General features: G+C 66.6%; 17 protein-coding genes. 4 read left to right on the top strand and 13 right to left on the bottom strand.

Going from position 1 to position 21,280, the window contains the following annotated elements:
* Positions 1–60: 60 nt before the first annotated feature.
* Positions 61–1,374 carry a UDP-glucose dehydrogenase family protein gene (locus LJ754_RS13600; RefSeq protein WP_227914155.1) on the top strand — a complete coding sequence of 438 codons (1,314 nt, stop codon included), beginning with the start codon at positions 61–63 and terminating at the stop codon, positions 1,372–1,374.
* On the opposite strand, the gene LJ754_RS16775 is transcribed toward LJ754_RS13600, so the two are convergent.
* Complete coding sequence (locus LJ754_RS16775) at positions 1,371–2,513, bottom strand: glycosyltransferase family 4 protein (protein ID WP_227926991.1); 1,143 nt, start codon at positions 2,511–2,513, stop codon at positions 1,371–1,373. The two genes, LJ754_RS13600 and LJ754_RS16775, sit on opposite strands and share 4 nt — an antisense overlap.
* 317 nt (positions 2,514–2,830) lie before the next feature.
* Between LJ754_RS16775 and LJ754_RS13590 the strand changes: the two genes are divergently transcribed.
* The gene (locus tag LJ754_RS13590) at positions 2,831–4,414 is read left to right on the top strand and encodes a glycosyltransferase family 39 protein (protein WP_227926990.1); all 1,584 of its coding nucleotides are present in this window, start codon (positions 2,831–2,833) and stop codon (positions 4,412–4,414) included.
* Positions 4,415–4,446: 32 nt separating this feature from the next.
* On the opposite strand, the gene sufU is transcribed toward LJ754_RS13590, so the two are convergent.
* The 5 genes from sufU to LJ754_RS13565 form a co-directional block, all read right to left on the bottom strand.
* On the bottom strand, positions 4,447–4,896 hold the full coding sequence (gene sufU / locus LJ754_RS13585; protein WP_227914152.1) for a Fe-S cluster assembly sulfur transfer protein SufU: 450 nt from the start codon (positions 4,894–4,896) through the stop codon (positions 4,447–4,449).
* Entirely contained in the window at positions 4,897–6,213 is a 1,317-nt protein-coding gene (locus LJ754_RS13580; RefSeq protein ID WP_331461529.1) for an aminotransferase class V-fold PLP-dependent enzyme, read from the bottom strand.
* A 96-nt stretch (positions 6,214–6,309) separates the two neighbouring features.
* Complete coding sequence (locus tag LJ754_RS13575; RefSeq protein WP_227926989.1) at positions 6,310–7,794, bottom strand: glycerophosphodiester phosphodiesterase; 1,485 nt, start codon at positions 7,792–7,794, stop codon at positions 6,310–6,312.
* Positions 7,795–7,814: 20 nt separating this feature from the next.
* A complete protein-coding gene (locus LJ754_RS13570; protein ID WP_227926988.1) occupies positions 7,815–9,170 on the bottom strand; it encodes a hypothetical protein in 1,356 nt (451 codons plus the stop codon).
* Positions 9,171–9,210: 40 nt separating this feature from the next.
* A complete protein-coding gene (locus LJ754_RS13565; protein ID WP_227926987.1) occupies positions 9,211–9,855 on the bottom strand; it encodes a YveK family protein in 645 nt (214 codons plus the stop codon).
* 310 nt (positions 9,856–10,165) lie between these two features.
* On the opposite strand from LJ754_RS13565, the gene LJ754_RS13560 reads away from it, so the two are divergent.
* Together LJ754_RS13560 and LJ754_RS13555 are read left to right on the top strand one after the other, a co-directional pair.
* On the top strand, positions 10,166–11,626 hold the full coding sequence (locus LJ754_RS13560; protein ID WP_227926986.1) for a lipopolysaccharide biosynthesis protein: 1,461 nt from the start codon (positions 10,166–10,168) through the stop codon (positions 11,624–11,626).
* Positions 11,623–12,630: a glycosyltransferase family 2 protein gene (locus LJ754_RS13555; protein WP_227926985.1), complete on the top strand. Its 1,008-nt coding sequence runs from the start codon at positions 11,623–11,625 to the stop codon at positions 12,628–12,630. The genes LJ754_RS13560 and LJ754_RS13555 overlap by 4 nt, the downstream gene beginning before the upstream one ends.
* A 246-nt stretch (positions 12,631–12,876) precedes the next feature.
* Here LJ754_RS13555 and LJ754_RS13550 read toward each other — a convergent pair whose 3' ends face one another.
* From LJ754_RS13550 to LJ754_RS13520, 7 genes are all read right to left on the bottom strand, one after another.
* Positions 12,877–15,288 (bottom strand): delta-60 repeat domain-containing protein, encoded by a 2,412-nt coding sequence (locus tag LJ754_RS13550; RefSeq protein ID WP_227926984.1) that lies wholly within the window; start codon positions 15,286–15,288, stop codon positions 12,877–12,879.
* A 126-nt stretch (positions 15,289–15,414) separates the two neighbouring features.
* Positions 15,415–16,329 carry a hypothetical protein gene (locus tag LJ754_RS13545; RefSeq protein WP_227926983.1) on the bottom strand — a complete coding sequence of 305 codons (915 nt, stop codon included), beginning with the start codon at positions 16,327–16,329 and terminating at the stop codon, positions 15,415–15,417.
* Positions 16,326–17,072: a hypothetical protein gene (locus LJ754_RS13540; RefSeq protein ID WP_227926982.1), complete on the bottom strand. Its 747-nt coding sequence runs from the start codon at positions 17,070–17,072 to the stop codon at positions 16,326–16,328. The genes LJ754_RS13545 and LJ754_RS13540 overlap by 4 nt, the downstream gene beginning before the upstream one ends.
* On the bottom strand, positions 17,069–17,857 hold the full coding sequence (locus LJ754_RS13535; RefSeq protein ID WP_227926981.1) for a CDP-alcohol phosphatidyltransferase family protein: 789 nt from the start codon (positions 17,855–17,857) through the stop codon (positions 17,069–17,071). Before LJ754_RS13535 ends, LJ754_RS13540 begins: the two co-directional genes overlap by 4 nt.
* A complete protein-coding gene (locus LJ754_RS13530; protein WP_442860334.1) occupies positions 17,854–19,035 on the bottom strand; it encodes a DUF1972 domain-containing protein in 1,182 nt (393 codons plus the stop codon). The genes LJ754_RS13535 and LJ754_RS13530 overlap by 4 nt, the downstream gene beginning before the upstream one ends.
* Positions 19,032–19,472: an adenylyltransferase/cytidyltransferase family protein gene (locus LJ754_RS13525; RefSeq protein ID WP_227914134.1), complete on the bottom strand. Its 441-nt coding sequence runs from the start codon at positions 19,470–19,472 to the stop codon at positions 19,032–19,034. The genes LJ754_RS13530 and LJ754_RS13525 overlap by 4 nt, the downstream gene beginning before the upstream one ends.
* A gap of 59 nt (positions 19,473–19,531) precedes the next feature.
* Positions 19,532–21,058 (bottom strand): sugar transferase, encoded by a 1,527-nt coding sequence (locus tag LJ754_RS13520; RefSeq protein WP_227914133.1) that lies wholly within the window; start codon positions 21,056–21,058, stop codon positions 19,532–19,534.
* Positions 21,059–21,280: the final 222 nt, after the last annotated feature.

The following is a 21,280-nucleotide window of genomic DNA, read 5'->3' as shown; positions in this document are numbered from 1 at the left end:
GGGCCTGAACCCAGACGATAGGCTGGTGGGGACTTCATCCGCCGGATCCATAGGGGAAATGTGCGTCTTTCAGTCATCGGCTGCGGCTACCTCGGCGCCGTTCATGCCGCATCAATGGCCAAACTGGGGCACGAGGTCATCGGGATCGACGTCGACCAGTCCAGGGTGGACGAGTTGTCCGCCGCGAGGGCACCCTTCTTCGAGCCGGGGCTTCCCGAACTGCTGGCCGAAGCCGAGGCCACCGGCCGGCTGAAGTTCAGCACGGACATGGCGGACGCCGCCGGGGCGGATGTCCACTTCATTTGTGTGGGTACCCCGCAGCGGAAAGGCGAATACGCCGCGGACCTGCGCTACGTTGATGCCGCCGTTGCCGGCCTCGCGCCATACCTCAAGCCCGGCAACGCGGTGGTCGGCAAGTCCACCGTTCCCGTTGGCACGGCGGCGAGGCTGGCCGAGCAGCTGGAGGAAGACGCGCCCGGGGCCGTACTGGTGTGGAACCCCGAGTTCCTGCGGGAAGGCCATGCCGTCCAGGACACCCTCTCCCCCGACCGGTTTGTGTACGGCGTGCCCGCCGGCCCCGCCGGTGAAGCCGCAGCCGCTGCCCTGGACGAGGTCTATGCCGTTCCCCTGGCCACCGGCACGGCCCGGTTGGTGGTGGACTATGCCACCGCTGAACTGGTGAAGACGGCCGCCAACTCTTTCCTGGCCACCAAGATCAGCTTCATCAACGCGATGGCCGAGGTATGCGAGGCTTCCGGAGCGGACGTAACTGCGCTGGCTGACGCGATCGGCATGGACGAGCGGATCGGGCGGAAGTTCCTCAATGCCGGAGTCGGGTTCGGGGGCGGCTGCCTGCCCAAGGACATCCGTGCGTTTATGGCACGTGCCGGTGAGCTGGGTGCCGATCAGGCCCTGACTTTCCTCCGCGAGGTGGATGCCATCAACATGCGCCGCAGGTCCAAGGTCGTGGAAATGACGCGGGATATCTGCGGCGGTTCGCTGCTCGGCAAACGCGTCACCATTCTCGGTGCCGCCTTCAAACCGGACAGCGACGATGTCCGGGACTCGCCTGCCCTCAGCGCAGCCGCGCAGCTGCAGCTGCAGGGGGCAACCGTCACGGTCACCGATCCCCAGGCCCTGCAGAACGCCAAGGGACGCTTCCCGGAACTCAACTATGAACCGGTTACGGAAAACGCCATGCAGAACGCCCACGCCCTGGTCCTCCTGACCGAGTGGAAGGAGTACCGGAGCCTGGATCCGGTAGCCACCGCAGCCATGGTGGCGGAGAAGAACATCATTGACGGGCGCAACGTCCTGGACTCCGGCCGTTGGCGGGCGGCCGGCTGGAATTACCGGGGCATGGGCCGTCCCTAGTCCTCCTCCAGCACCTGTTTCCACCAGGCACGGAGGTTCTCCCGGAAGATAGCGGCGGTGTACTGCTCCTCGTAGGCGCGCCGCGCCAGCCGGCCCATCGCCAGGGCCCGGGGACGGTCCACCTGCCGCAGGACGGTAGCCAGGCCGGCCGTGTCGCCGGGCTCGTACAGCCAGCCGGTAACGCCGTGGGTCACCACATCGGCCAGCCCGCCGGCGTTGCTTCCCAGGACGGGTTTGCCCCGGGCGAACGCTTCAATGGCCACCAAACCAAACGGCTCCGGGCTGGTGGACGGGACCACCATCACATCTGCCGCGTCCACGTAGGGAGTAATGTCCGGAACTTCTCCCACCACCCGCACTGATTCGGGTTGCCGTAGTCCGGCAGCCATGGCCGCGACGTCCACGGCGTTCCCGGTGGCCGGCGGGCCGCCCAGGATGCTGAGCGTTCCCGGCGGATCCCCCGCGTCCCACGCGGACAGCAGGCACTCATGGCCTTTCCACGTATTCCACCGCCCTGCCATCACAAAACGAAGCGGTGTCCCGGCAGGGCCGTCCGGCTGTGCCTCCGGCCCAGTTTCCTCCGGCCCGCCGTGTCTTTGCGGGGCGGGCAGGTCCTCCACCCCGTTGGCAATAACGTGCACTTTATGCCGCAGGGCCGGCGGCACGGAATCCGCACAGGCGCGGGAAATAGCTATCCAGTCCGTGGCAAACCGGGACAGGATCCGCAGTACCACTGCTTCGGGTCCGGACCATATTTCCTGGATATGCAGTACCACCCGGGGAATGCGCAGCATCCGGGCAATGGGAGCCAGCAACAGGAGCGCACTGGTGGAGCAGTAGAGTACCTGCGGGCGCAGCCGAATCAATGCCGGCAGCACTGAAGCCAGCTGACCGGCAAGCAGGAGCAGGCCGCGTACCGAAATCAACCGCCGTCGAAGCACCGGCATATTCCGCCGGACGTGGCGGAATCCGAGGCGTCCCAATTCGTCACTGAGCTGTGCACCCTGTGCCGGGCCGGCGTCGGCCCCCGGGGTGCGCGGCAGCCACACCACGAGGTCCTCCCTGCGATTGGGCGGCACCGACTGCACCACTTGGAGCAGCACCCGGTCTGCGCCGTACATCTCGTTGGAAGAGTGCACACACAGAATGCCCGAGCGGGCTCGTAACGGTCTGCCCAGGCGCATGCGTGTCTCCCCGTGTCGTGTGCGTACAAACAGGCTAGGAAGCTGCCCGCCGCCCGCGGAACACTCGTTTGCTACCTACGGGAGTACTTTCAGCCGTTTACCCGTACCTACCTAGTCAGGCCCTGGTCCGAGGACCGGTTGCTGCGGTGCCCCAGCCGCCGGCGGCCTGTTAGCATCCTGCGTTCGGCGGTCCGCTTCGCCTGCCCGCGCTTCGGCCCGACCTCTGCCCCCCGACCTCTGCCCCGACCGCTTGCCTAGCCCGAGGTGCACGTATGTCCGACACCACCGCACAGGCCTCCTCCAACCCGCGTCCGGCCCGGTTGACGCCGTCGGGCACCCTGCGTCCCACCCACCGAACCGCGGTAGGTGCCGCGCCGGTCTTAGTGGGTCTCATCGCGGTGGCGGTGTCCCTGTTCCTGGCCTGGCAGCCCGCATTGTGGACGGATGAAGCGGTGACCATTTCCGCTGCGTCCCGAAGCTGGTCCTCGCTGTGGTCCATGCTCGGCGAGGTGGACGCGGTGCACGGCGCCTATTACGCGCTGATGCACCTGTGGGGCTCGGTCTTCGGCTTTTCCGAAGCGGCGCTGCGCCTGCCCAGCGCCATCGCCGTCGGCTTCGCAACCGCAGGACTGTACCTGGCGGCCCGGGCGCTGGACGGGCCCCGCACCGCGTTTGCCGCAGCAGCCGTTTTTGCGGTCCTGCCCAGGACCACCTGGATGGGGATGGAGGGACGGTCCTTCGCTCTCAGCACCGCCGTCACGGTTGCCCTGAGCTGTGCTCTGCTGGCCGGTGTCAGCAGGCGGCGCCGGCGCTGGTTTGTGCTCTATGGCCTGCTCGCGGCAATAGGTGTCATCCTCAACATCTACGTCCTTTTGGCCGTGGTTTCCCACGGCCTGTACATATTGCTGCTTCCACGGGCCCGCCGGGCATTGCTGGCATGGTCTGGCGCTGCGGCGGGCGGCGTGCTGGCAGGGGCCCCGGTGGTGATTGCAGCGGTCCGCCAAGCGGGGCAGCTGGGCACCCCTGACCTCACCCTGCAGGAGTTGGCACGAAAGGTACTGGTGGACCAGTGGTTCCTGGGTGAAACACCAACAAACGCTGCAGTCTCCGGGTCCGGGAACGGGCTGTGGCAGCCCGCCGCGGTGATCCTGGCCGGTGCCGCATGGCTGCTGGCCGCACGTGCCCTGCGGGCGCCGTCCCGGCCGCTGCTGGCCTTCGCGCTGCCGCTGCTCTTGGTGCCTACCGCAGCTCTTGTGTTTTACTCGCTGGCCGCCTCACCCATCTACAATCCCCGCTACCTGTCCCTGACGGTCCCGGCCATGGCCCTGCTCATCGGAGCGGGCCTTGCGCGCCTGCGGAGCCCCCGGGCAGTGGCCGCCCTTGGCCTGCTGTGCGCGCTGATCCTGCCGGTCTACCTCTCCCAACGGAGCGAGGGAGCGAAGGACTCGTCCGACTGGGCCCGGGCGGCCGGCTATGTGCAGGCCCACGCCAACCCGGGGAACGGCATCTACTTTGGGCCGCGGCGGGCCCCGGAAGGGCCGCTGGTGGATCAGACCCAGCGCCGCATCAGCACCGCGTATCCGGAGGCCTTCGAGGGCCTGCGGGACGTGACGGTCCTGGCAACGGGCGAAGCGGACGGCAGCTTGGACGGGACGTCGCTGCGGCTTCAGGACAGTACCTCCCGGATCAAAGACATTAACCGGGTCCTTGCCGTCCGCCGCGCCGACTACCCGCCGGAGCTGACAGCTGCGGAAGACCGCTGGTTCGTCGAGCAGGGGTTCACGGCCGTGGACGCCTGGTCCGGAACCACCAACCGCATCACCGTGTTTGAGCGGAAGAGCGGCGGCAGCAGTTAGGCGGCACAACGGTGGCACAACGACGGCGCGGCTCAGGCCGCGCTGAGCACCGCATCTTCCAGGGCCACCCAGGCCAGCATGGCGCACTTGACCCGGGCCGGGTAGCGGGAAACACCGGCGAAAGCTGCCGCGTCCCCCAGCACCTCTTCGTCCGGTTCGATGGTTCCACGGGACCGCATCAGCTCACGGAAGTCCTGCACCAACGCGAGGACTTCCTGCCGGTCCAACCCTGCGGCCATGTCCGTCAGCACTGATGCCGAAGCCATCGAGATAGAACAGCCCTGTCCTTCCCAGCTCACCGCATCCAGCCGGGATCCGTCCATCACCGCGCGGAGGGTGATTTCATCGCCGCAGGTCGGGTTCAGCTGGTGGGACTCTCCGGACCCGGCACCGGCAGGAACGTCCAGCAGCCCGTCGCCGTGCCGGTCCTTGGCATGCTGCAGGATGATCTGCTGGTAGAGCTGCTGCAGGTCGGAACTCATTTACTTCACCCCAAAAAATGGCCGGACGCCGGCTACCGCGGCAAGGAAGGCATCGACATCGTCCGTTGTGTTGTACAGGTAGGTGCTGGCCCGGGTGGTGGATACCAGTCCCAGCCGGCGGTGCAGGGGCTGGGCGCAGTGGTGGCCCACCCTGACGGCAATGCCCTGGTCATCCAGGAACTGCCCGACGTCATGGGAATGGACGCCAGCGACGTCGAAGGTCGCCAGCCCGATCCGTTCGACGCCCGCCTTCGGACCCAGTACGCGGATGCCCTCGATCTGCTCCAGTCCGCTGACCAGGCGTCGTCCGAGTTCAGTTTCCCAGGCATGGATGCGCTCCATACCGGTTTCCTGCAGGTAGTTCACCGCTGCGGCCAGGGCCATGGCCTGGGAAATGCGCTGGGTGCCCGCTTCGAACCGCTGGGGTGCAGGAAGGTACTCCGCCTTGTCCATGGTCACGGTAGTGATCATGGAACCGCCCGTGAGGAACGTGGGCATGGCGTTCAACAGGTCCGCCTTGCCGTACAGCACGCCGATCCCGGTGGGGCCGAGCATCTTGTGGCCGGAGAACGCGGCGAAGTCCACGTCGAGCGCTTTGACGTCCACCGGCAGGTGCGGCACGGACTGGCAGGCATCCAGCACCACCAGGGCTCCGTGCCCGTGCGCCATCTTTACCAGGGTTTGCACCGGGTTGATGGTGCCCAGGACGTTGGAGGCGTGAGAGAACGCCAGGATGGCGGTGCGGGGACCAATAATGTTCTCCGCTTCCTCCAACAGGAGTGCCCCAGTGTCATCCACCGGAATGTACCGGAGGGTGGCACCCGTGCGGAAAGCCAGTTCCTGCCAGGGAATCAGGTTGGCGTGGTGCTCCATTTCCGTCACCACAATCTCGTCCCCCGGGCCCAGGGCGAAGCGCCTGGCGGCGGCACCTCCGCGGCCCAGCGAGGCGTTGGAGAACGCGTAGGTCAGCAAGTTCAGCGCCTCTGTGGCGTTGGAGGTCCACACAATTTCGTCCGGCCGCGCGTTAATGAAACCGGCTACGGTTTGCCGGGCGTCTTCGTAAACGTCGGTGGCGGCAACTGCCAGCGTGTGGGCGCCGCGGTGGACGGCGGAGTTGCGCTGCTCGTAGAACTCCTGCTCCGCTTCAATCACGCTCAGCGGGTTCTGGGACGTGGCCCCGGAGTCCAGGTACACCAGCGGATGGCCGTTGACCTCTTGGTGCAGGATGGGGAAGTCGTTGCGGATGCGTTCAACTTCGGCGTTGTCCATCGGGCCTTCGGCATGGCGGAGGCTGACTGGAGTGGAAACCACGGGCACGGAAGACTCCTAGAAGGGAAAGGTGTGCACCATTACGCAACACGACTATGCCCTAATCATTCCACGCTGCACCCCGGTGTGCACCTGAGCACTGCCTTAGTTCGCCGCCGGCTTGCTCCGAATGGACCGGAACTCCACGGCCGGCGGCCCGTCGTAATTCCGGCACAGGAAAAAGTAACCGCCCCGATACGTGTTGTTGCGGGCGGACACCGTCCGTTCTCCGTCCCCGTCCAGCCGTGCCACGGATACTTCGTCCGGGGTTACTCGCACCTCGTAACGCATCCAGTCCCCCGGCACCGGCCGCGTTGCCGCGCTACTGCCCAGCACGTAGCCGGAAGTCTCGCCGGCCTGGCGTCCGAAGAGTTCCAGGGTGCCGTCCGTCCGCTGCACGAAGTGGTACCCGCCGGAGGACGCAGCCTCCCGGATGCGGTAGGGCGCGTCATTTGCCTGGCCGAAGGCGAGCCCGGCGTGCCCGGCCTCGTCGGGAAGCTTGTCCGGCCAGCGCATTTCAAAGGAGATCCTGTACCCCGCTTCGCCGTTGAGCGGACACATGGATCCCATGCAGTAACTCGCCTTGACCGGATGGTCCAGCCGGATCGAGGCTGTGGCCGGTTGGATTACCGGCTGATGGGTCCAAGCCAGTGCATAGGGCAGGTCGCCGGCTGCACGCACTCCGCCGGCAAAAGAGTCGGCGTCCGCCCGGGGCGCATCGGTGGTGACATAAGGGAGGTTCGCGCAAATGATGCCGCGGGCACCGAGGCGCACCATGCGGTCCCGTTCGAATCTGGTGTGGATGTCCCAGGTCAGCACGGGCTTGCCATATTCCACGGCCCGTTCCACCTCGCCGTCCGGGGCGCTCCAATGCAGTCCCACCAGGTCGAACCGCTCGGCCAGCTGCGCCGTGAGCTTGACGGATTCGTCTTCTGCGAAGTAGCCCCATGTCAGGTAGCCGCGTTCTTTCACTGCTGGGGTTTGCCGGGCGGTACCGGACTGCTTCCACACAAAGTGCCGTGTGGGTTCCGGATACTTGTCCATGATGTCGAGCAGGTCTGCGGGGTCGCCGGATGCCTTGTCCTCCAGAAAGATCACGCACGACGCCGCGTACTGGTCCAGCACATCCGTCAGCTTGGGCAGCGGCACCCCGGGACTGTTCGGGCCCAGCCAGGCTTTGGCGTTGTTGGACAGCTCCAGCAGTTCCTCGTAGGTGCTCCGGGCGATTTCCTTGTCGACGCCGGTCATGCGGAGTGTATTGGGGTCATGGTGGCAGACGAACACATTGTCCGATGTCCGGTGCACGGAAATTTCCAGCGCCTCGGCCCCTGCCTCGACCGACCGCCGATAGGCTTCCGCCGTGTGTTCAGGCCAGTTGTCCTGCGACCCCCGGTGGGCGGCGTAAAAGGGCTCGCGGGTCAGCAGGTCCTCCACCGTTGCGATGCTGTTCGCAGCGGGCGGGGCCACCCGGGCCCCTGCATGGCACCCGGTGGCCGCCATACCGAGGCCTGCCCCGGCCAACAGGAACACGCTGCGGCGGGAAATTCCAGCACCGGTGGCGCCGCCGGAGGCGGCAGCTGCCAGCTGCATGCGCCCATGCCCGTGCCCGTTCATTCCGTTCCGGCTGCCCGGACCGGCACGGCTGCCAGCGGCGCCGATCCCGCGTGAGTATGGACCCCGCCGGCGGGCTTCCCTGTCCCGAGGTGCCCCGCTGTGCCGCGCGGCCTGTCGGTTTCCACCCGGCGGTCACCTTCGGCTACCACCAGGGCAATGACGGTCCACAGCAGGATGGCTGCAGCTGAACGCGTGGCCAGTCCGCTGTAGGTCTGCGGAATGGCAATCGCCAGCAGGCCGGCGACGGCCAGCCCGCTGCGCAGCGTGCGGCGGAAATTCATCAGCACGAGCACAGCAAGCAGGCCGAAGTACAGCACGCTGAAGAACAGGCCGAGGTCCACGCCGTACATCAGGAAGGAGTTTTCCAGGCTGGTGCCCAGCCCTCCTTGCTCTGCCACCCGGTAGCTGCCGCTGATGCCCTGCCCTTCAAAGAGAAACTCGGGCCACCTGTTCAGCACGGTAAGGACCGCAGACGTTCGGGCGGCAGCCGAACCGTTGTCATCCTCCAACCGGTGAAGCAGGCCTTCGGCGAGGGGCCCGGAGAGAGCCCAGACCACCAGCGCACCCAGGACACCCACCAGGCCGATGCGGGCCGCAACGGGTTTCCGCGTGGCTGCCGCCACGAAAAGGACCGCTGCTGCAATAACAACCAGTCCAACCCTGGACTGGCTGACCAGGACGCCCGCTCCGAACAGGGCAAGCAAGGCAACCTGCTGCCATACACGCCGCAGGGTAACGACCAGCGGTGCCGCCACGCAGGCCGCCAGGGATAAGGTGAGCGGCTGGTCCAGCAGACCCATCCATCTAGGGCCCTCGGGGTTGAACCAGTATCTGGTCTGGAAGCCCTCCTCATAAAACAGGACGTTCCCGGTTACGCGCTGGGCCAGTGCGACCAGGCAAACGAACGCGGCAAGCGCCAGCAGCCCGTTGCGCAGCCACGGCACCACCCGCGCGTCGCGGGCGGCGTTGCCCACCACGAACAGGAAGAACAGCACCGGGGCCACGATCTGGTCTACAAGCAGGATGCCGCCCTCGCCCTCCCCGTTGACAGCAGTACTGAGAATGGCAGCCCCCAGCACGGTGGCCAGCACCACTACTGCGTAGATGTGGCGCGCTGCAGCGTCGGCCAGCACATGCGGTTCAAAGGCCAGCTGGACAACCAGGATTGCGAAGATCAGCCAGGTGGCGGCATGGATTGAAAGCCAGCCGTCCGCCTGGCCCGTCAATAGATAGCTGCCGGCAGCCGGAACCGTGAACCAGAGGCCCACGACGGCGAGCGCCGCTGCCGCAGGATGCCTGCGCAGCACCACGGCTGCCACAACGCAGATGAGGATCCAGGGAAGAAGCTGCATCTAGGCCGCCTTCCGCCACAGCATGCCCAGCGTGAAACAGCTAGTGTGCAACATCTGCCGGTTGTTCCCGCGTCGCCTGCCGAGCCGCGGGCATGTGCTCCCTGCCGCGTGAGCGGGCCACCACCAGGAGTACGCCTGCCGAAAGTCCCAAAAGCCCGCCGATGGCCAGATTCACCAGCGGCCGCGGCCGGACCGGTTCCTCGGAGGTGGAAGGGCCGGACACCACGTTCAGGACCGTTTCGGCGGATGTTCCGCTTTCCAGGTCACTGACCATGTTGCCGAACGTGCCGGCAATCTGGGTGGCGATCTCGTCTGTTGTCTCCCGCTCCGGGTCCCGGACGTTCACAGTCAACGTCAGTGTGTCCGGGTCTCCGATCCCCGTGATGCTTTTCTTGACGACCTCAGCGTCCAGGTCAACGCTGCTCGCACTGACTATCCGGTCAATGAACTGCTCACTGGTCAGCAACGCGGCGTAGGCGGTGATCCTGCCGCGGACCAGTTCATCCGATTGGAGTGCACTCTGCCTTTCGGTGCTGGGTGCCACCACATAAAAAGTGACGGTGCTCTGATATAACGGCTGCACCAGAGCCGTGACGATCATTCCCCCGCCCAATCCAAGGGCCAGGCACAGCAGTACCACCCACCAGCCCCGAACCAACGCACGTGCATAATCCACAAGTTTCATAGCGAGACCCAATCCCTCGACGAGTGAAATCCCGCAATTTGTACCACGCCGTCCGTACGTGTTTGGGGGTCCTGAATACTGCTCTTTTCCGAACAATTACTTACCGTTTCCGGCAGCGCAAAACACTCTGGACGGCACCCGCTCCAGCACATACTGTTCCGTTCCGATGCAGGTCTCCCCCCGCCCGGATCCTCTTCCCGGCAGGGGATTCACCGCCGGTGTGCCTCCGGGCTCCGGCCAAGGGGGTAACGCAGTGGCGGACTCAAACGCCGTACGTGACGGCAGCGCAGGTCCCGGCGGGGAAAGCCGCATGGGGGCGCGCTCAGCCAGCGGTGTTCGCTGGAGCCTGCTGGCGGTCATGTCCAAGCAGGGGTTCCAAATGCTCTCCGCAGTGGTCCTCGCACGCCTGCTGGGACCTGAAAGCTACGGGGTTATCAGCGTCGCCAGCCTCTACATCGTATTCACCACGCTCCTGATGGACCAGGGGTTGTCCTCCGCCCTGATCCAACGCCCCCGCCTCAGCCGCCGCGCGGCCGGCGCCACCTTCACGCTGAACATCGCTCTCGCCGTCGCCGTCGCCGCGCTGACCTGGTTCTGTGCCCCTGCCATTGCCGGATTCTTCCACGTGGACGGACTGGCCGGGCTGTTGCGGCTTATCGCCCTTGCCCTCCCGCTCAAGGCCCTGAGCATCACTCCCCGGGCACTGCTCTCCCGCGACCTGCGCTTCCGGGGCATCGCTGCCGCCGACGTCGGTGCCGCGGTCATGGGCTGCGCCGCCGGTATTGCCGCAGCTGTTGCCGGTGCCGGCTACTTCGCCGTGCTTTACCAAACGGTGCTCACCGACCTGGTCACGGCCGGAGTGCTCCTTGCCTGCACCCGCGGCCCGGCACCCAACCTGCACCTCGGCGAGGTCCGGCCCCTGCTGGGTTTCAGCATCGGCGTGTTCGCCACCAACGGGCTGGCCTACTTCTCCCGCAACGCAGACAACATCCTCGTGGGACGGGTGCTGGGCGTCGCTTCCCTGTCGCTGTATGCCATGGCTTACCGTGTGCTGGTGGTACCGGTCCAGTTGATCGGACAAACCGTCAACAGGGTGATGTTTCCGGCCTTTTCCCGGCTTGCCGCGGACCGTGCGCAGGTTGCCGCGCAGCTGCAGGCTGCCATGTCGCTGCTGGCGGCCTGCGTTATACCGCTGATGGCCTTCGTGGCCTGTGCCGCTCCCGCCCTGGTGCACCTGCTGCTTGGGGATGAATGGCTCGCCGCCGCACCGCTGATGAGCGTCCTGGCCATTGGGGGCGCCCGGGAAACGGTGTTCTACATTGCCCCGTCGCTGATGAAAGGGCTGGGCAAGGCCGGGCTGAACCTCCGCTACGAGCTGCTGGCCACGGCTGCGCAGCTTGGCGGTATTGCTGCCGGGCTCCAGTTCGGCCTCATGGGAGTGGCCGCGGGTTACACAGCAGCCGGTTTTGCCCTGACGCCGGTACTGATGTTCCTGCAGTCCCGGCTCTCAGGTGTGGGTATCGGGGCGCAGGTGCGGATCCTCTGGCCCCCGGTGCACGCCAGCCTCTGGGGCAGCGCCGCGTACCTGACGCTGGGGCGGGTGCTGCCCGGACCCGGCATCGAGTTGTCGATGGGATTGGCGGTCTTTGTGTGCACCGCCGCCGGAGTGCTGTTCCTGGCCCACCGCCGCACCGTGCGTTTCCTTTTGCCGCTGTTCCGCCGGCTGTTGCGGCCACGCAATCCAGTACCTGTCCGAGGAGGCCAAGCATGACCACATCTGCTCCCGGTGCCGAACCCCGGGTTCCTGCTCCCCCGGCGGCGGCAGGCCCGGTTCCCGCTCCGCTGGGTACGCTGCAGGCGCAGCTCATCATCGCGGTCCTTACCTACAAGCGGCCGGAGGACCTCGCCGTCGCCCTGCCGCGGCTTCTTGCCCAGGCCCGCAGCGCGCCGGTTCCAGCCCAGGTACTGGTGGTGGACAACGATCCCGACGGCGGTGCCCGCGCCACCGTAGCTGCCGCCGGCGACTCACACCTGGTCTATGTCCACGAACCCCGGCCGGGCATCGCCGCTGCCCGCAACCGTGCGCTCCGGGAGGCCTACGCCGTCGCGGATCTGCTGGCCTTTATCGATGATGACGAAGTGCCCTCGGAACAATGGCTGGACCGGCTGGCCGCCCTGCAAAAAGAGTCCGGGGCAACCGCCGTGGTCGGTCCGGTCCTCTCCGAGTACGAGGTGCAACCCGATGAATGGATCACGGCCGGAGACTTCTTCCGGCGGCGCCGGCTGGCTACCGGTTCCGTCCTCAGCGTGGCCGCAACCAACAACCTGCTCCTGGACCTGAACCGGATCCGGTCCCTTGGCCTGGAATTCGACGAACGCTTCGGACTCAGCGGCGGATCGGACACCCTGTTCTCCCGGCAGCTGGTCCGCGCGGGCGGAAAAATGCTGTGGTGCGACGAGGCTGCGGTTGTGGACCGTGTGCCCGCATCCCGGCTGACGCGCCGGTGGGTGTTGCTTCGGGCGTTCCGAAGCGGCAATTGCCATTCGCGGGTAGCGCTGGCCACCAGCCCTACCGCAGGTGCCCGGGCCGCTGCCCGGATCCGGCTCCTGGGTCCGGGGACGGTGCGTTGCGCGGGAGGAGGAGCCCGGTGGCTGCTCGGAGCGCTTCTGCGGTCCCCGGCGCACAATGCCAAGGGTTTGCGGACTGCGGCGCGGGGAGCGGGTATGGTCACGGGTGCCTTCGGCTATGTCTTCAGCGAGTACAAACGCAAGTGAGTCCCGTGCCAATTGAGTCCCGTGCAGGGGACCAGAGGCGCAGCCATAAGCGGACAGCGAAAAGCGGGGCCGGCGCCCGGGGCGGTGCCGCCGACGGGTTGACTTATCCAACCGCGGTTGGTTGCGCGGGGGGCGGCCACCCGCCGCCCACCCCACCCCCCACCCCCCACGCGCGCCCCCCCCCCCCCCCCCCCCCCCGCTTCCGGTTTCACTTATCCATCCGCGTTTTGATCCGCGGCTGGACCCCTACTGGGCCGTGACCCGCAGGTTGTCAAAGGCTGCCGTCACAGGGACGTTGGTGGTGCCCCCTGAGATGTAGCCCGTCAGGGCAACTGTTCCGGGCTGCTGCAGCCCGGCAGTGGTGTCCGTTGCCGTGACTGTCCATGCTGACGGCTCGGAGCCGCCGGCCGGCCAGACCTTAATACCGAGCGCGGTGGACCCCGACCCTACTGCCGAGAAACGAACAGCCAACTGGCTTCCCGCCGCGTACGTCAGCCCGGGTACGGTCTTGGTGGCCACCTTCGTGGAGGTTCCGCCGGCCACCCGGACCAGGTCCACGGTTACGGCCCCTGCCGCCGAAACCTTGACCACACCCTGGTATTCACCGGCGGCAGCCTTGCGGGCCGCAATGGTCAGAAACGCTCCGCCGCCGTTGGGTACCTTGTCCAGCGCAGTGTCCACCCTGACCACGGAATCCTGCTGCGCCAGGTTGAGCCGAGCGGTCAGGCCGAGTCCGGCCTTGTTCAGGGACATCTTTCCTGCCCCGTCGACCGACCACAGGCCGGCGGAGCCGGTATGCGTCCAGGCCCCGCCGGTGGCGGCTGTGCCCCACCCGCCGCTGCCGGTCCGTCCGAAGTCATCCGAGGCCCCTGCACCAGGCTGCGGCTGGGGCTCCGGTTCGGGCGCTGGCCCGCCGGGCGCCCCTACGGGCACGTTGACCCGAAGGATGTCGCTCTTGACGGTGTTGCCCAACGGATCCGTGGCCACAATGCGGTAGCTGTGCTCCCCCGCTGCAAGCCCGGTGTTGGTGAAACTCAGGTTGGGCCGGTTGTAGAACCGCGAGGTTTGGGTAGTGGTGTACACGGGTGTGGGGTTGCTGTCCCGGATCACCTGATAGGTCAGGGACTCATTGTCCCGGTCCCAGTTGGACTTCCAGTCCACCTGGACTGATCCTGCGGATTTATACGTCAGCGTGGGGTTGAACTTGGCTCCGCTGACCCGCGGGCCGTCGGCATTGGGGGCAACCTGCCGGACGGCGAACCGCACCAGCCCCTGCTGCGGTTTGTTGTTGACGTTGCGGAACTCGCCCGCCATGGTCACATACTGCTCGTTTCCGGCCACTGCCCACGGTCCCTGGCTCTGGCCGCTGGCTGTGCCGGTATCCAGGTCGGGGAACCAGTTGAGCATGCTCGGAGAGGCAATCCCGGTGAAGGACGGCCAGCCCTGCGTGTCCTTCGCCATAACCCCCGTGGCGGCTTTGCTGAACGCCACGGCCCGGTGCTCAACCCGCGGGTTTACTTCCGGGAATCCGCCGAAGTTCCGGCAGTCATGATTATGTCCGGCAACGTAGACAGCGGTGGAGGAGGCCCATACGCCGTAAGTGTCGCCGTGGCAGTCCTCCACCCACTGCAGGTTGCCGTCCCCCCACTTGCCGGAGAAGGATCCCTCGAGGTTACCGGTCCCGTTGGATGCCCGGTAGATGTAACCGGTGCCGTAGAAGTTCGTTCCGTCGGAGGAAAGCGAGAGGATGGCCGCATTGGTTCCGGAGTTGCGGACGGTGTTGTTCACGCCCAGGGACATGCTGGCGCCCGAAACCGCGTCCACCCGTCCCAAGCCGAAACCGGGGCGGGAGCTGCCGTTGAGCGTACTGAAGGCACCGCCGATGACCACTTGGCGGCCGTCGGGAGACACCACCAGCGCGTTAACCCGGTTGTCCGTCTTGGGATTCCAAGGCAGGAGTGCGCCGTCACCGGCGCGGAAGGCTGCCAGCCTGGAGCGGGAAACGGAGCCGACGTTACTGAAGATTCCACCCGCGTAAACCGTATCCCCGGCAGTGGCAATGGCACGGACCGTGCCTCCGACCTTCGGATTGAAGCTGGAGATCACGGAACCGTCGGCCGCGTTCAGCGCGACGATCCGTGAGCGGGCCGTGCCGTTCACCTGGGTGAATTCGCCGCCCACGTAGATCCGTGATCCGTCCGGGGACGCAGCAATGCTCAGCGCCTGCCCGTTCAGGTTCGCGGTAAACGGCAGGAGTTCTCCCGTCGAGAGCCGGTACGCCAGGACATTGTTCCGGCTGACGGTCTGGCTTCCGGCGGCGGCACCTGCCGGGCGTGCCTTGCTGAACTTGCCGGCCACATACACGGTGTCGCCCACCACTACCTGTTGCCAGGCGACGCCGTCGAGCTGCGCGGTGGGCAGCGGATCCGAGGATACCGTTACCGGTGTTTTCGGGTCGGCGGGGTTGACCGGTGCAGTGTCCGCGCTGGCACCGCCGGCCAGTGCAGTGAGCGCCGTAACCGTCAGGGCGCAGGTTGCTGCGAGCGCCGCAAGCTGGCGCAGGCCGCGGCCGGCCTGCCTGGTTCGGGAGCCCGGAACGGTGCGTTCCGGGCTTGTGGTTTCCGTGCTTCTATGCACGGCTGCTTTCTTTCTGTTCATTACGGTGTCCATCCGTTGATGGGTGCCATGCACCCGGGAGCAGTTGAAGCTGGACCGGTCTCCGGCCCAAGACAGCGGCCGGCCCCGGCCGCGCAACGTCTTCTTCTCGCGTTCGTGGAACCACGGTCATGGTTGATAGGCGCCCTCGATCATCCGTATGTCTTCCTCCGTGTACAGACCCCGGATCCATTCGTCATTGCGCCCCTGGGACACGTTGACGGACAGTAAACGGGTGTCCTGGCTGCCCGGGATAACCGGGAAGTGTCGCGGCACCGGGGAAACCTGCCGCACGGGAACGCCGCCGCGCAGGGCCACCCAGTGCAGCCATATGTCGTCCGCGGTAGGGCTCAGATCGCGGAAGGACGCTCCGGCCGAAGCCAACCGGTCCAGCATGTGCGGCGGGTAGAGGACACCGGACACCCCAAGTGCCAGGCTGTCGCGCCGTTTGTCAGCCGTGCGGCTGGGCACCCAGGAACGGTACTGCCCGATTGCCCCGCCGGTGACCGTCATTCGGTTGGCCCAATGGCAGCTGACGACGTCGGGCGACGCCGCGTAGGAGCGGAGCAGGGCATGCAGCCAGTGCCTCGGATAAATGATGTCGTCATCGGCGGTGACCAGAGGCAGCGTGTGCTTGGGGGTGGAGGCAACGTATGGGTAGTACTTGGTGTGTGGTCCGTAGCCTTCGCTCAGCCGAAGTTCCAGTCCCCGTGCCTGCAGCCGGGCAAGTTCCGCCGGCGGTGATGCAGCAACCCGCGGGTCCTCGACCCAGAGCAGCAACCGGCGGGGGCGGACCGATCCCCGCCCGATGGACTCGATGGCCAGGTGCACGGTCTCCAGGCGGCGGCCGTAAGAGGTCAGCGATACGACTACGGGGGCGGTTCCGGTCACCGGGGCGCCGGAGCGTGCATTCCGCATAGCCAGCAGCGGAGTTTCAGTCCGGGCCCGCAGATGGCGTCCGGCGCGGCGGGTGCTGCGGACGATCCGGCGCAGGGCCGCGGCACGGGGTTCCCGTCCCGGGAACGGCTTCGAGGTCAGGTTCATGGCGCAGGGACCGCCCCGTGGAAGGCCGCCACCGAGGCATCCACCGAGTAGTTCAGGTAGACCGTGACGTCGTTCCGGCTCTCCTTCGGAATCAGGAAGACAAAAATCCCGGTAACCGTTTCGCCCGGTTTGGCTTGGACCGGGAAGGCGGCCGTCGCGGGGCCGCTGAGCTCGGTGCAGGGCAGCCGGTCCGGTCCGGCTTCGACAGTGAGCACGGCGTTGCTGAGGTCCACCGGTTCGTTGCTGCCGTTGGCAACGCTGACAGTGAACCGGACCGACGGACCGCCAATCTCGCCGATACCGATGGCTTCGCCCTCCACGGCTTCCATTGACGCCACCCGTATGTCCAGGCCCCCGGCCTCGCTGGATCCGCCGTCAATGGCCACGGGTTCGGACACGGGCAGGTCTTGGGTAGCCAGCGATGGGTCTTCCGGTGCAACCGGTTCGACACCGGGTGCCGGCTGGGCCGCTGCCGTGCCCGGGTCTGCCGTTCCTGCCGGGGCGGGCTCCGCGGCTGGCGCCGATTCGGTAGCCGTCGCCCGCGGTGCCTGGGTGGTTGCCTCGCGGGATGCGGCCACGGCCGGAACGCCGCCGTCATTGCGCACGGCGTTAACCGCGATGAAGCCGCCCAGGACCACTGCGGCGGCAACTGCCGCCGCGAGCACCACACGCCGTCGTCGGTGCCCGGACCTCTCCGGCCGGGAGGAACCGTGCGGGCCGCTGCCCGAATCCGAGCCGTTCATGAGCGTGCCTCCAGCCGGGTCATGTCCAGGAACCATTTAGGTGCGGCGAGCGCCAGGTGCAGGAAGTTGAGGATAAAGACAGCGGTGTAGACGGGCACAAAAACCTCCGGCAGGGCGGTGAGCAGGAACAACAGGCAAAGGAAGCCGTAATCGGTGGGGATCAGGACAAGCGAGCGGCGCAGGTTTCCTGTCCGGACGGCGGCGGCTTGCCCGGCCCTAAGCGCGTGCCCGGTTTTCAACTGGTCGTTCAGGATCATGGCGAAGAAGGACACATTGGCCACCACCGTGAATCCCAGGGGAACCAGCAGCCAGGCCTGCTCCGGGCCGCCGTCGAGCCGGAACGCCCAGAGTGCCACGGCCAGGTGAAGGCAGGAGAGCTTGATGCTGTCCAGGAAGTGGTCCAGCCACTCCCCTGCCAGTGAGCTTCCGCCGCGCAGCCGTGCAACCTGCCCGTCAGCTGAATCGAAGGCGTAGCCCAGGACCAGGCAGAAGCAGATGCCGGCCGCGCTGAGCCAGGACGGTGCAGCCAGGGCCAGGATCAAGATGCCGCTGAAGGTGAACGCCGCGCTGACCGCACTCACGGCATTGGGCGTCATCCCCAGCAGGTGGCACGCCGCGGCCAGGTACCGTCCGGCCCGGCGGTTGACAAAGAGCGAATATGCCGGGGCTCCCGGCGCGGCCCGTTTCTGGGCAGCCGCCAGGGCGTGCACTGTGGCTGCATATCCCGGGGTCCGGCGTGACGCCCGGTGCGCGGGAGCGGCGGGCGCATGCGTTCTCTGCGTCACGATGCCGCCACCTCCCTCCGGCGGTGCCGGGCGGGCCGCGGGGGCCCTCCTTCCCCGGCAGCAAGTTCCTGCACCAGGCGTTCATATCCGCGGGATACTTCCGTCCAGTCGTAGCGTGCTGCTTCACGGGTGGACGCCCGGCCGCGTTCGGCTACGGCTGCGGGCGATTCCTCGGCGTCAAGAGCAAGTTTGGCTACGTCTTCGGCCGTCCGGAAGAACCGTCCGGCATCGCCCAGGACCTCGCGGTTGAAGCCGACGTCGAATGCATTGACCGCTGTGCCGGCACCCATGGCCCGCAGCAGGGACGGGTTGGTTCCGCCTACCGAATGCCCGTGCCAATAGACCCGGGCATTGGCGTACAGCTGGTCCAGCAGTTCCTGGTCCCATACACCGCCCAGGAAACGCACCCGGGAGTCGGCAGCGCGCCGGATGGCGGCGGTGTAGCGCTCGGAATAGGGTGCGCTGCCCACTACAACGAGCGGCAGCTCGGACCCGCTGTGCACATACCCCTCCACAATCAGGTGGACATGGTTTTCCGGTTCCATCCGGGCCACCACCAGCTGGTATTGGCCCGGCACAAGGTCCACCTCCGCCAGGCGCCGGCTGCCGGCGCCGCTGATCGCCGGAGCCCCGTACGTCAGCAGGGTGCTGTCAGCGCCGAACTTGTCCCGGTAGTAGTCCTGGATGCCTTGGGCGTCGGCGATCAGGGCATCGGAAAAGCGCACCGCCAGTGCCTCTGCGGCCCGGTAGTACCGCTGGCCCGCCGGCCCCCATTTGGCGCGCTTCCACTCCAACCCGTCCACATGCGTGGCCACCGGGATGCGTGCCGTGCGCAGCAGCGGCAGCCACGGTGAGTTGGCCGCGTTGAAGACTATGGCAGCATCGGGCCGGTGCCGCAGCAGGTGCAGCACGCTGAGGCCGGTGTGGGTCAGGGTCTCCAAGGTGCGCCGGTGGAGTGCCGGGAGATATACCAGCTCCATCCCGAGGTACTCGGTCTCGGACGTGTCGGTCTGGCTGTCGGTACGGCAGTAGACCGTAACCTCGTGCCCGCGTGCCGCAAGGCGTTGTCCCACCTGCTCCACGCAGGTCTCGAATCCGCCGTAGCGGGCCGGCACCCCGCGGGTCCCCACCATTGCGATGCGCAGGCCGGGCTGCACCTGCCGGGCCGGCCCCCTCACAGCCGCCCCCCGGCTGCGGCATCCAGGATTTCCAGGCTCCGGCGCAGCCGGGTACTGGACGTTTGGACTGTGTAGGGGAAGTACACGACTTCCACGCCGACGGCGGCAAAGGACTCCTCCAGTGCCGTTCCGGCCGGAGTGCCCCGCCAGTCATCACCCTTGAAAAAGACATTGAAGCGCAGTTGCTGCCACGTATCCATTTTGTCCGGCAGGACCTCCGCGACAGCCCGGTCCACACACTGCAGTCCCCGGACAATCTCGAGGCGCTCCGTCAGCGGAATGACCGGAGGCCGGCCCTTGCGGGCCTCGCATAGTTCATCGGAAACCACTCCGGCTATGAGGTAGTCGCACTGGCTCCTGGCATGGCGGAGGATGTTGAGGTGGCCTATGTGGAACAGGTCGAAAGCGCCTGCGGCGTAGCCTATGCGGATGGCCATGGTTGCCGCCTTCCCAGAGTGGATGAAGTGGATGGTGGGGACTGAGCTCCCGGGGGCCATCAGTAGGACCCCAGAGGTTTGAACATCTGGACAACCGTGCGCCAGAGGATGATCAGGTCGCCGGTGAGTGACCAGTTCTCCACGTAGTACAGGTCCAGTCGGACGCTGTCCCGCCAGCTGAGGTTGGACCGGCCGTTGGTTTGCCACATGCCCGTGATCCCCGGCTTGATGTAGAGGCGGCGGTGGACACGGTTGCGGTAGCCGTCCACTTCCCGCTGCAGCGGCGGACGCGGTCCCACCAGGGACATATCCCCGATCAGGACGTTCCAGAACTGCGGCAGTTCATCGAGGGAGTAGCGGCGCATCCACGCCCCCACCCGGGTGATCCGCGGATCGTTGCGGATCTTGAACATCAGCCCAGCGCCCTCGTTGCGGTCCAGCAGGCCGACCAAGTCGTCTTCAGCCGTTTCAACCATGGAACGGAACTTCAGCATGAGGAATTTTTTGCCGCCCCGTCCTACCCGTTCCTGGCGGAACAGCGCCGGTCCGGGGCTGTCCCGCTTGACGAGCAGCCCGAGCACGACCATCAACGGAAGCAGGATGATCAGTGCCGCCGCGGAGAGGACAATGTCGAAAACCCGTTTGAGTGCGTGCCTGGCACCGGAGTACTGGGGCAGTTCCACATGCATCAGCGGCAGGCCCTCCACCGGCCGGGAATGGATCCGGGGCCCGGCAACGCTGGTCAGCCCGGTTGTCAGGATCAGCTCCGTTGCCGATTCCTCCAGTTCCCAGCCCAATTCCTGGACATACTGTCCGCCGCCCTTGGTGGGTCCGGCAACTATGACGGCGTCTGCCCCCACCCTTGCCACCGCCCCAACTACGGAGTCCTCGTCCGAAACCACGGGCAGCACCGCACCGTCCACCTGGAAAAAGCTGCGGGGTTTCCCGCTCAGGGCCACGCCCACCACCTTGTAGGCGGACTTCCCGCTGATCTGGTGCACTACGTACCGCACGTCCCGCGGCCGTCCCAGCACCACGACCTTCGACAGATAGTATCCCTGGCGCCTCCTGCGGCTGAGCCACCTTCGCAGGAGCCACCGGGTGCAGATCAGTCCCACGGCACCGACCGGGAAGACCAGGCCGAAGTATCCCCGGGCCACGTCCACCTGGAACACCACAGCGGCGAAGGCAAGGCTGCCGACCAGCATGACGGTGGCGTTCACTACCCGTTTGTACTCGTCCGTGCCGATACCCGTGATTCGGGCATCGCGGCTGCGGTACACGTGCAGGGCCAGCATCCAGGCCAAGCCGATAAGGAGCGAGACCATGAGGTCCCCGGCATAAAAGGGTCCAATCCGGACCGCCGGGGTTTGCCCGCCGAATTGCCAGAGGTGTCCCGCCAGGACCGAGGCCGCCACCACGAGGGCGTCGGAGGCTGCAAGGATACGGCAGTACCGCCGGCTCCAGGCCACTGCTGCGCTTCGCCTGTGGCCGTCCCGGCCGAACACACCCTGGGTGGTAAAGCTGGGGAAAGTGAAGGTGGGTGCGTGGAGAACTTCAGTCCCGGATTCCTGTACTGCCGTCATCTTCCGTCCCCCAAGAACAACCCGCAATTAAGACCTTTGAAATACTGGATTGGCCTCAGCCTAGGAGCGCCAAATGCGGCAGACACGAGTACCTCATACCCGGCCCGGCACGTCTGACGCCGTTGTTTTGGGTCTCACTACTCAGCTTGGGGAGACGAAACTCTTAGACGATGGAAGTATGTATTAACAGGCGAAACAGCAGCCCCACCGGGCACGGTTCCG

Source organism: Arthrobacter sp. zg-Y40 (genome assembly GCF_020731535.1).
Lineage (GTDB): Bacteria > Actinomycetota > Actinomycetes > Actinomycetales > Micrococcaceae > Arthrobacter_B.
The sequence above is the reverse complement of the archived record's forward strand: the minus strand, read 5'-3'. Positions and strand labels throughout refer to the sequence as shown.

Excerpts from the sequence above, each read along its gene's own strand:
- LJ754_RS13590 (WP_227926990.1), top strand. The coding sequence starts at position 2,831 with ATGTCCGACACCACCGCACAGGCCTCCTCCAACCCGCGTCCGGCCCGG.
- sufU (WP_227914152.1), bottom strand. The coding sequence starts at position 4,896 with ATGAGTTCCGACCTGCAGCAGCTCTACCAGCAGATCATCCTGCAGCAT.
- LJ754_RS13575 (WP_227926989.1), bottom strand. The coding sequence starts at position 7,794 with ATGCAGCTGGCAGCTGCCGCCTCCGGCGGCGCCACCGGTGCTGGAATT.
- LJ754_RS13570 (WP_227926988.1), bottom strand. The coding sequence starts at position 9,170 with ATGCAGCTTCTTCCCTGGATCCTCATCTGCGTTGTGGCAGCCGTGGTG.
- LJ754_RS13565 (WP_227926987.1), bottom strand. The coding sequence starts at position 9,855 with ATGAAACTTGTGGATTATGCACGTGCGTTGGTTCGGGGCTGGTGGGTG.
- LJ754_RS13560 (WP_227926986.1), top strand. The coding sequence starts at position 10,166 with ATGGGGGCGCGCTCAGCCAGCGGTGTTCGCTGGAGCCTGCTGGCGGTC.
- LJ754_RS13555 (WP_227926985.1), top strand. The coding sequence starts at position 11,623 with ATGACCACATCTGCTCCCGGTGCCGAACCCCGGGTTCCTGCTCCCCCG.
- LJ754_RS13550 (WP_227926984.1), bottom strand. The coding sequence starts at position 15,288 with ATGAACAGAAAGAAAGCAGCCGTGCATAGAAGCACGGAAACCACAAGC.
- LJ754_RS13545 (WP_227926983.1), bottom strand. The coding sequence starts at position 16,329 with ATGAACCTGACCTCGAAGCCGTTCCCGGGACGGGAACCCCGTGCCGCG.
- LJ754_RS13540 (WP_227926982.1), bottom strand. The coding sequence starts at position 17,072 with ATGAACGGCTCGGATTCGGGCAGCGGCCCGCACGGTTCCTCCCGGCCG.
- LJ754_RS13525 (WP_227914134.1), bottom strand. The coding sequence starts at position 19,472 with ATGGCCATCCGCATAGGCTACGCCGCAGGCGCTTTCGACCTGTTCCAC.
- LJ754_RS13520 (WP_227914133.1), bottom strand. The coding sequence starts at position 21,058 with ATGACGGCAGTACAGGAATCCGGGACTGAAGTTCTCCACGCACCCACC.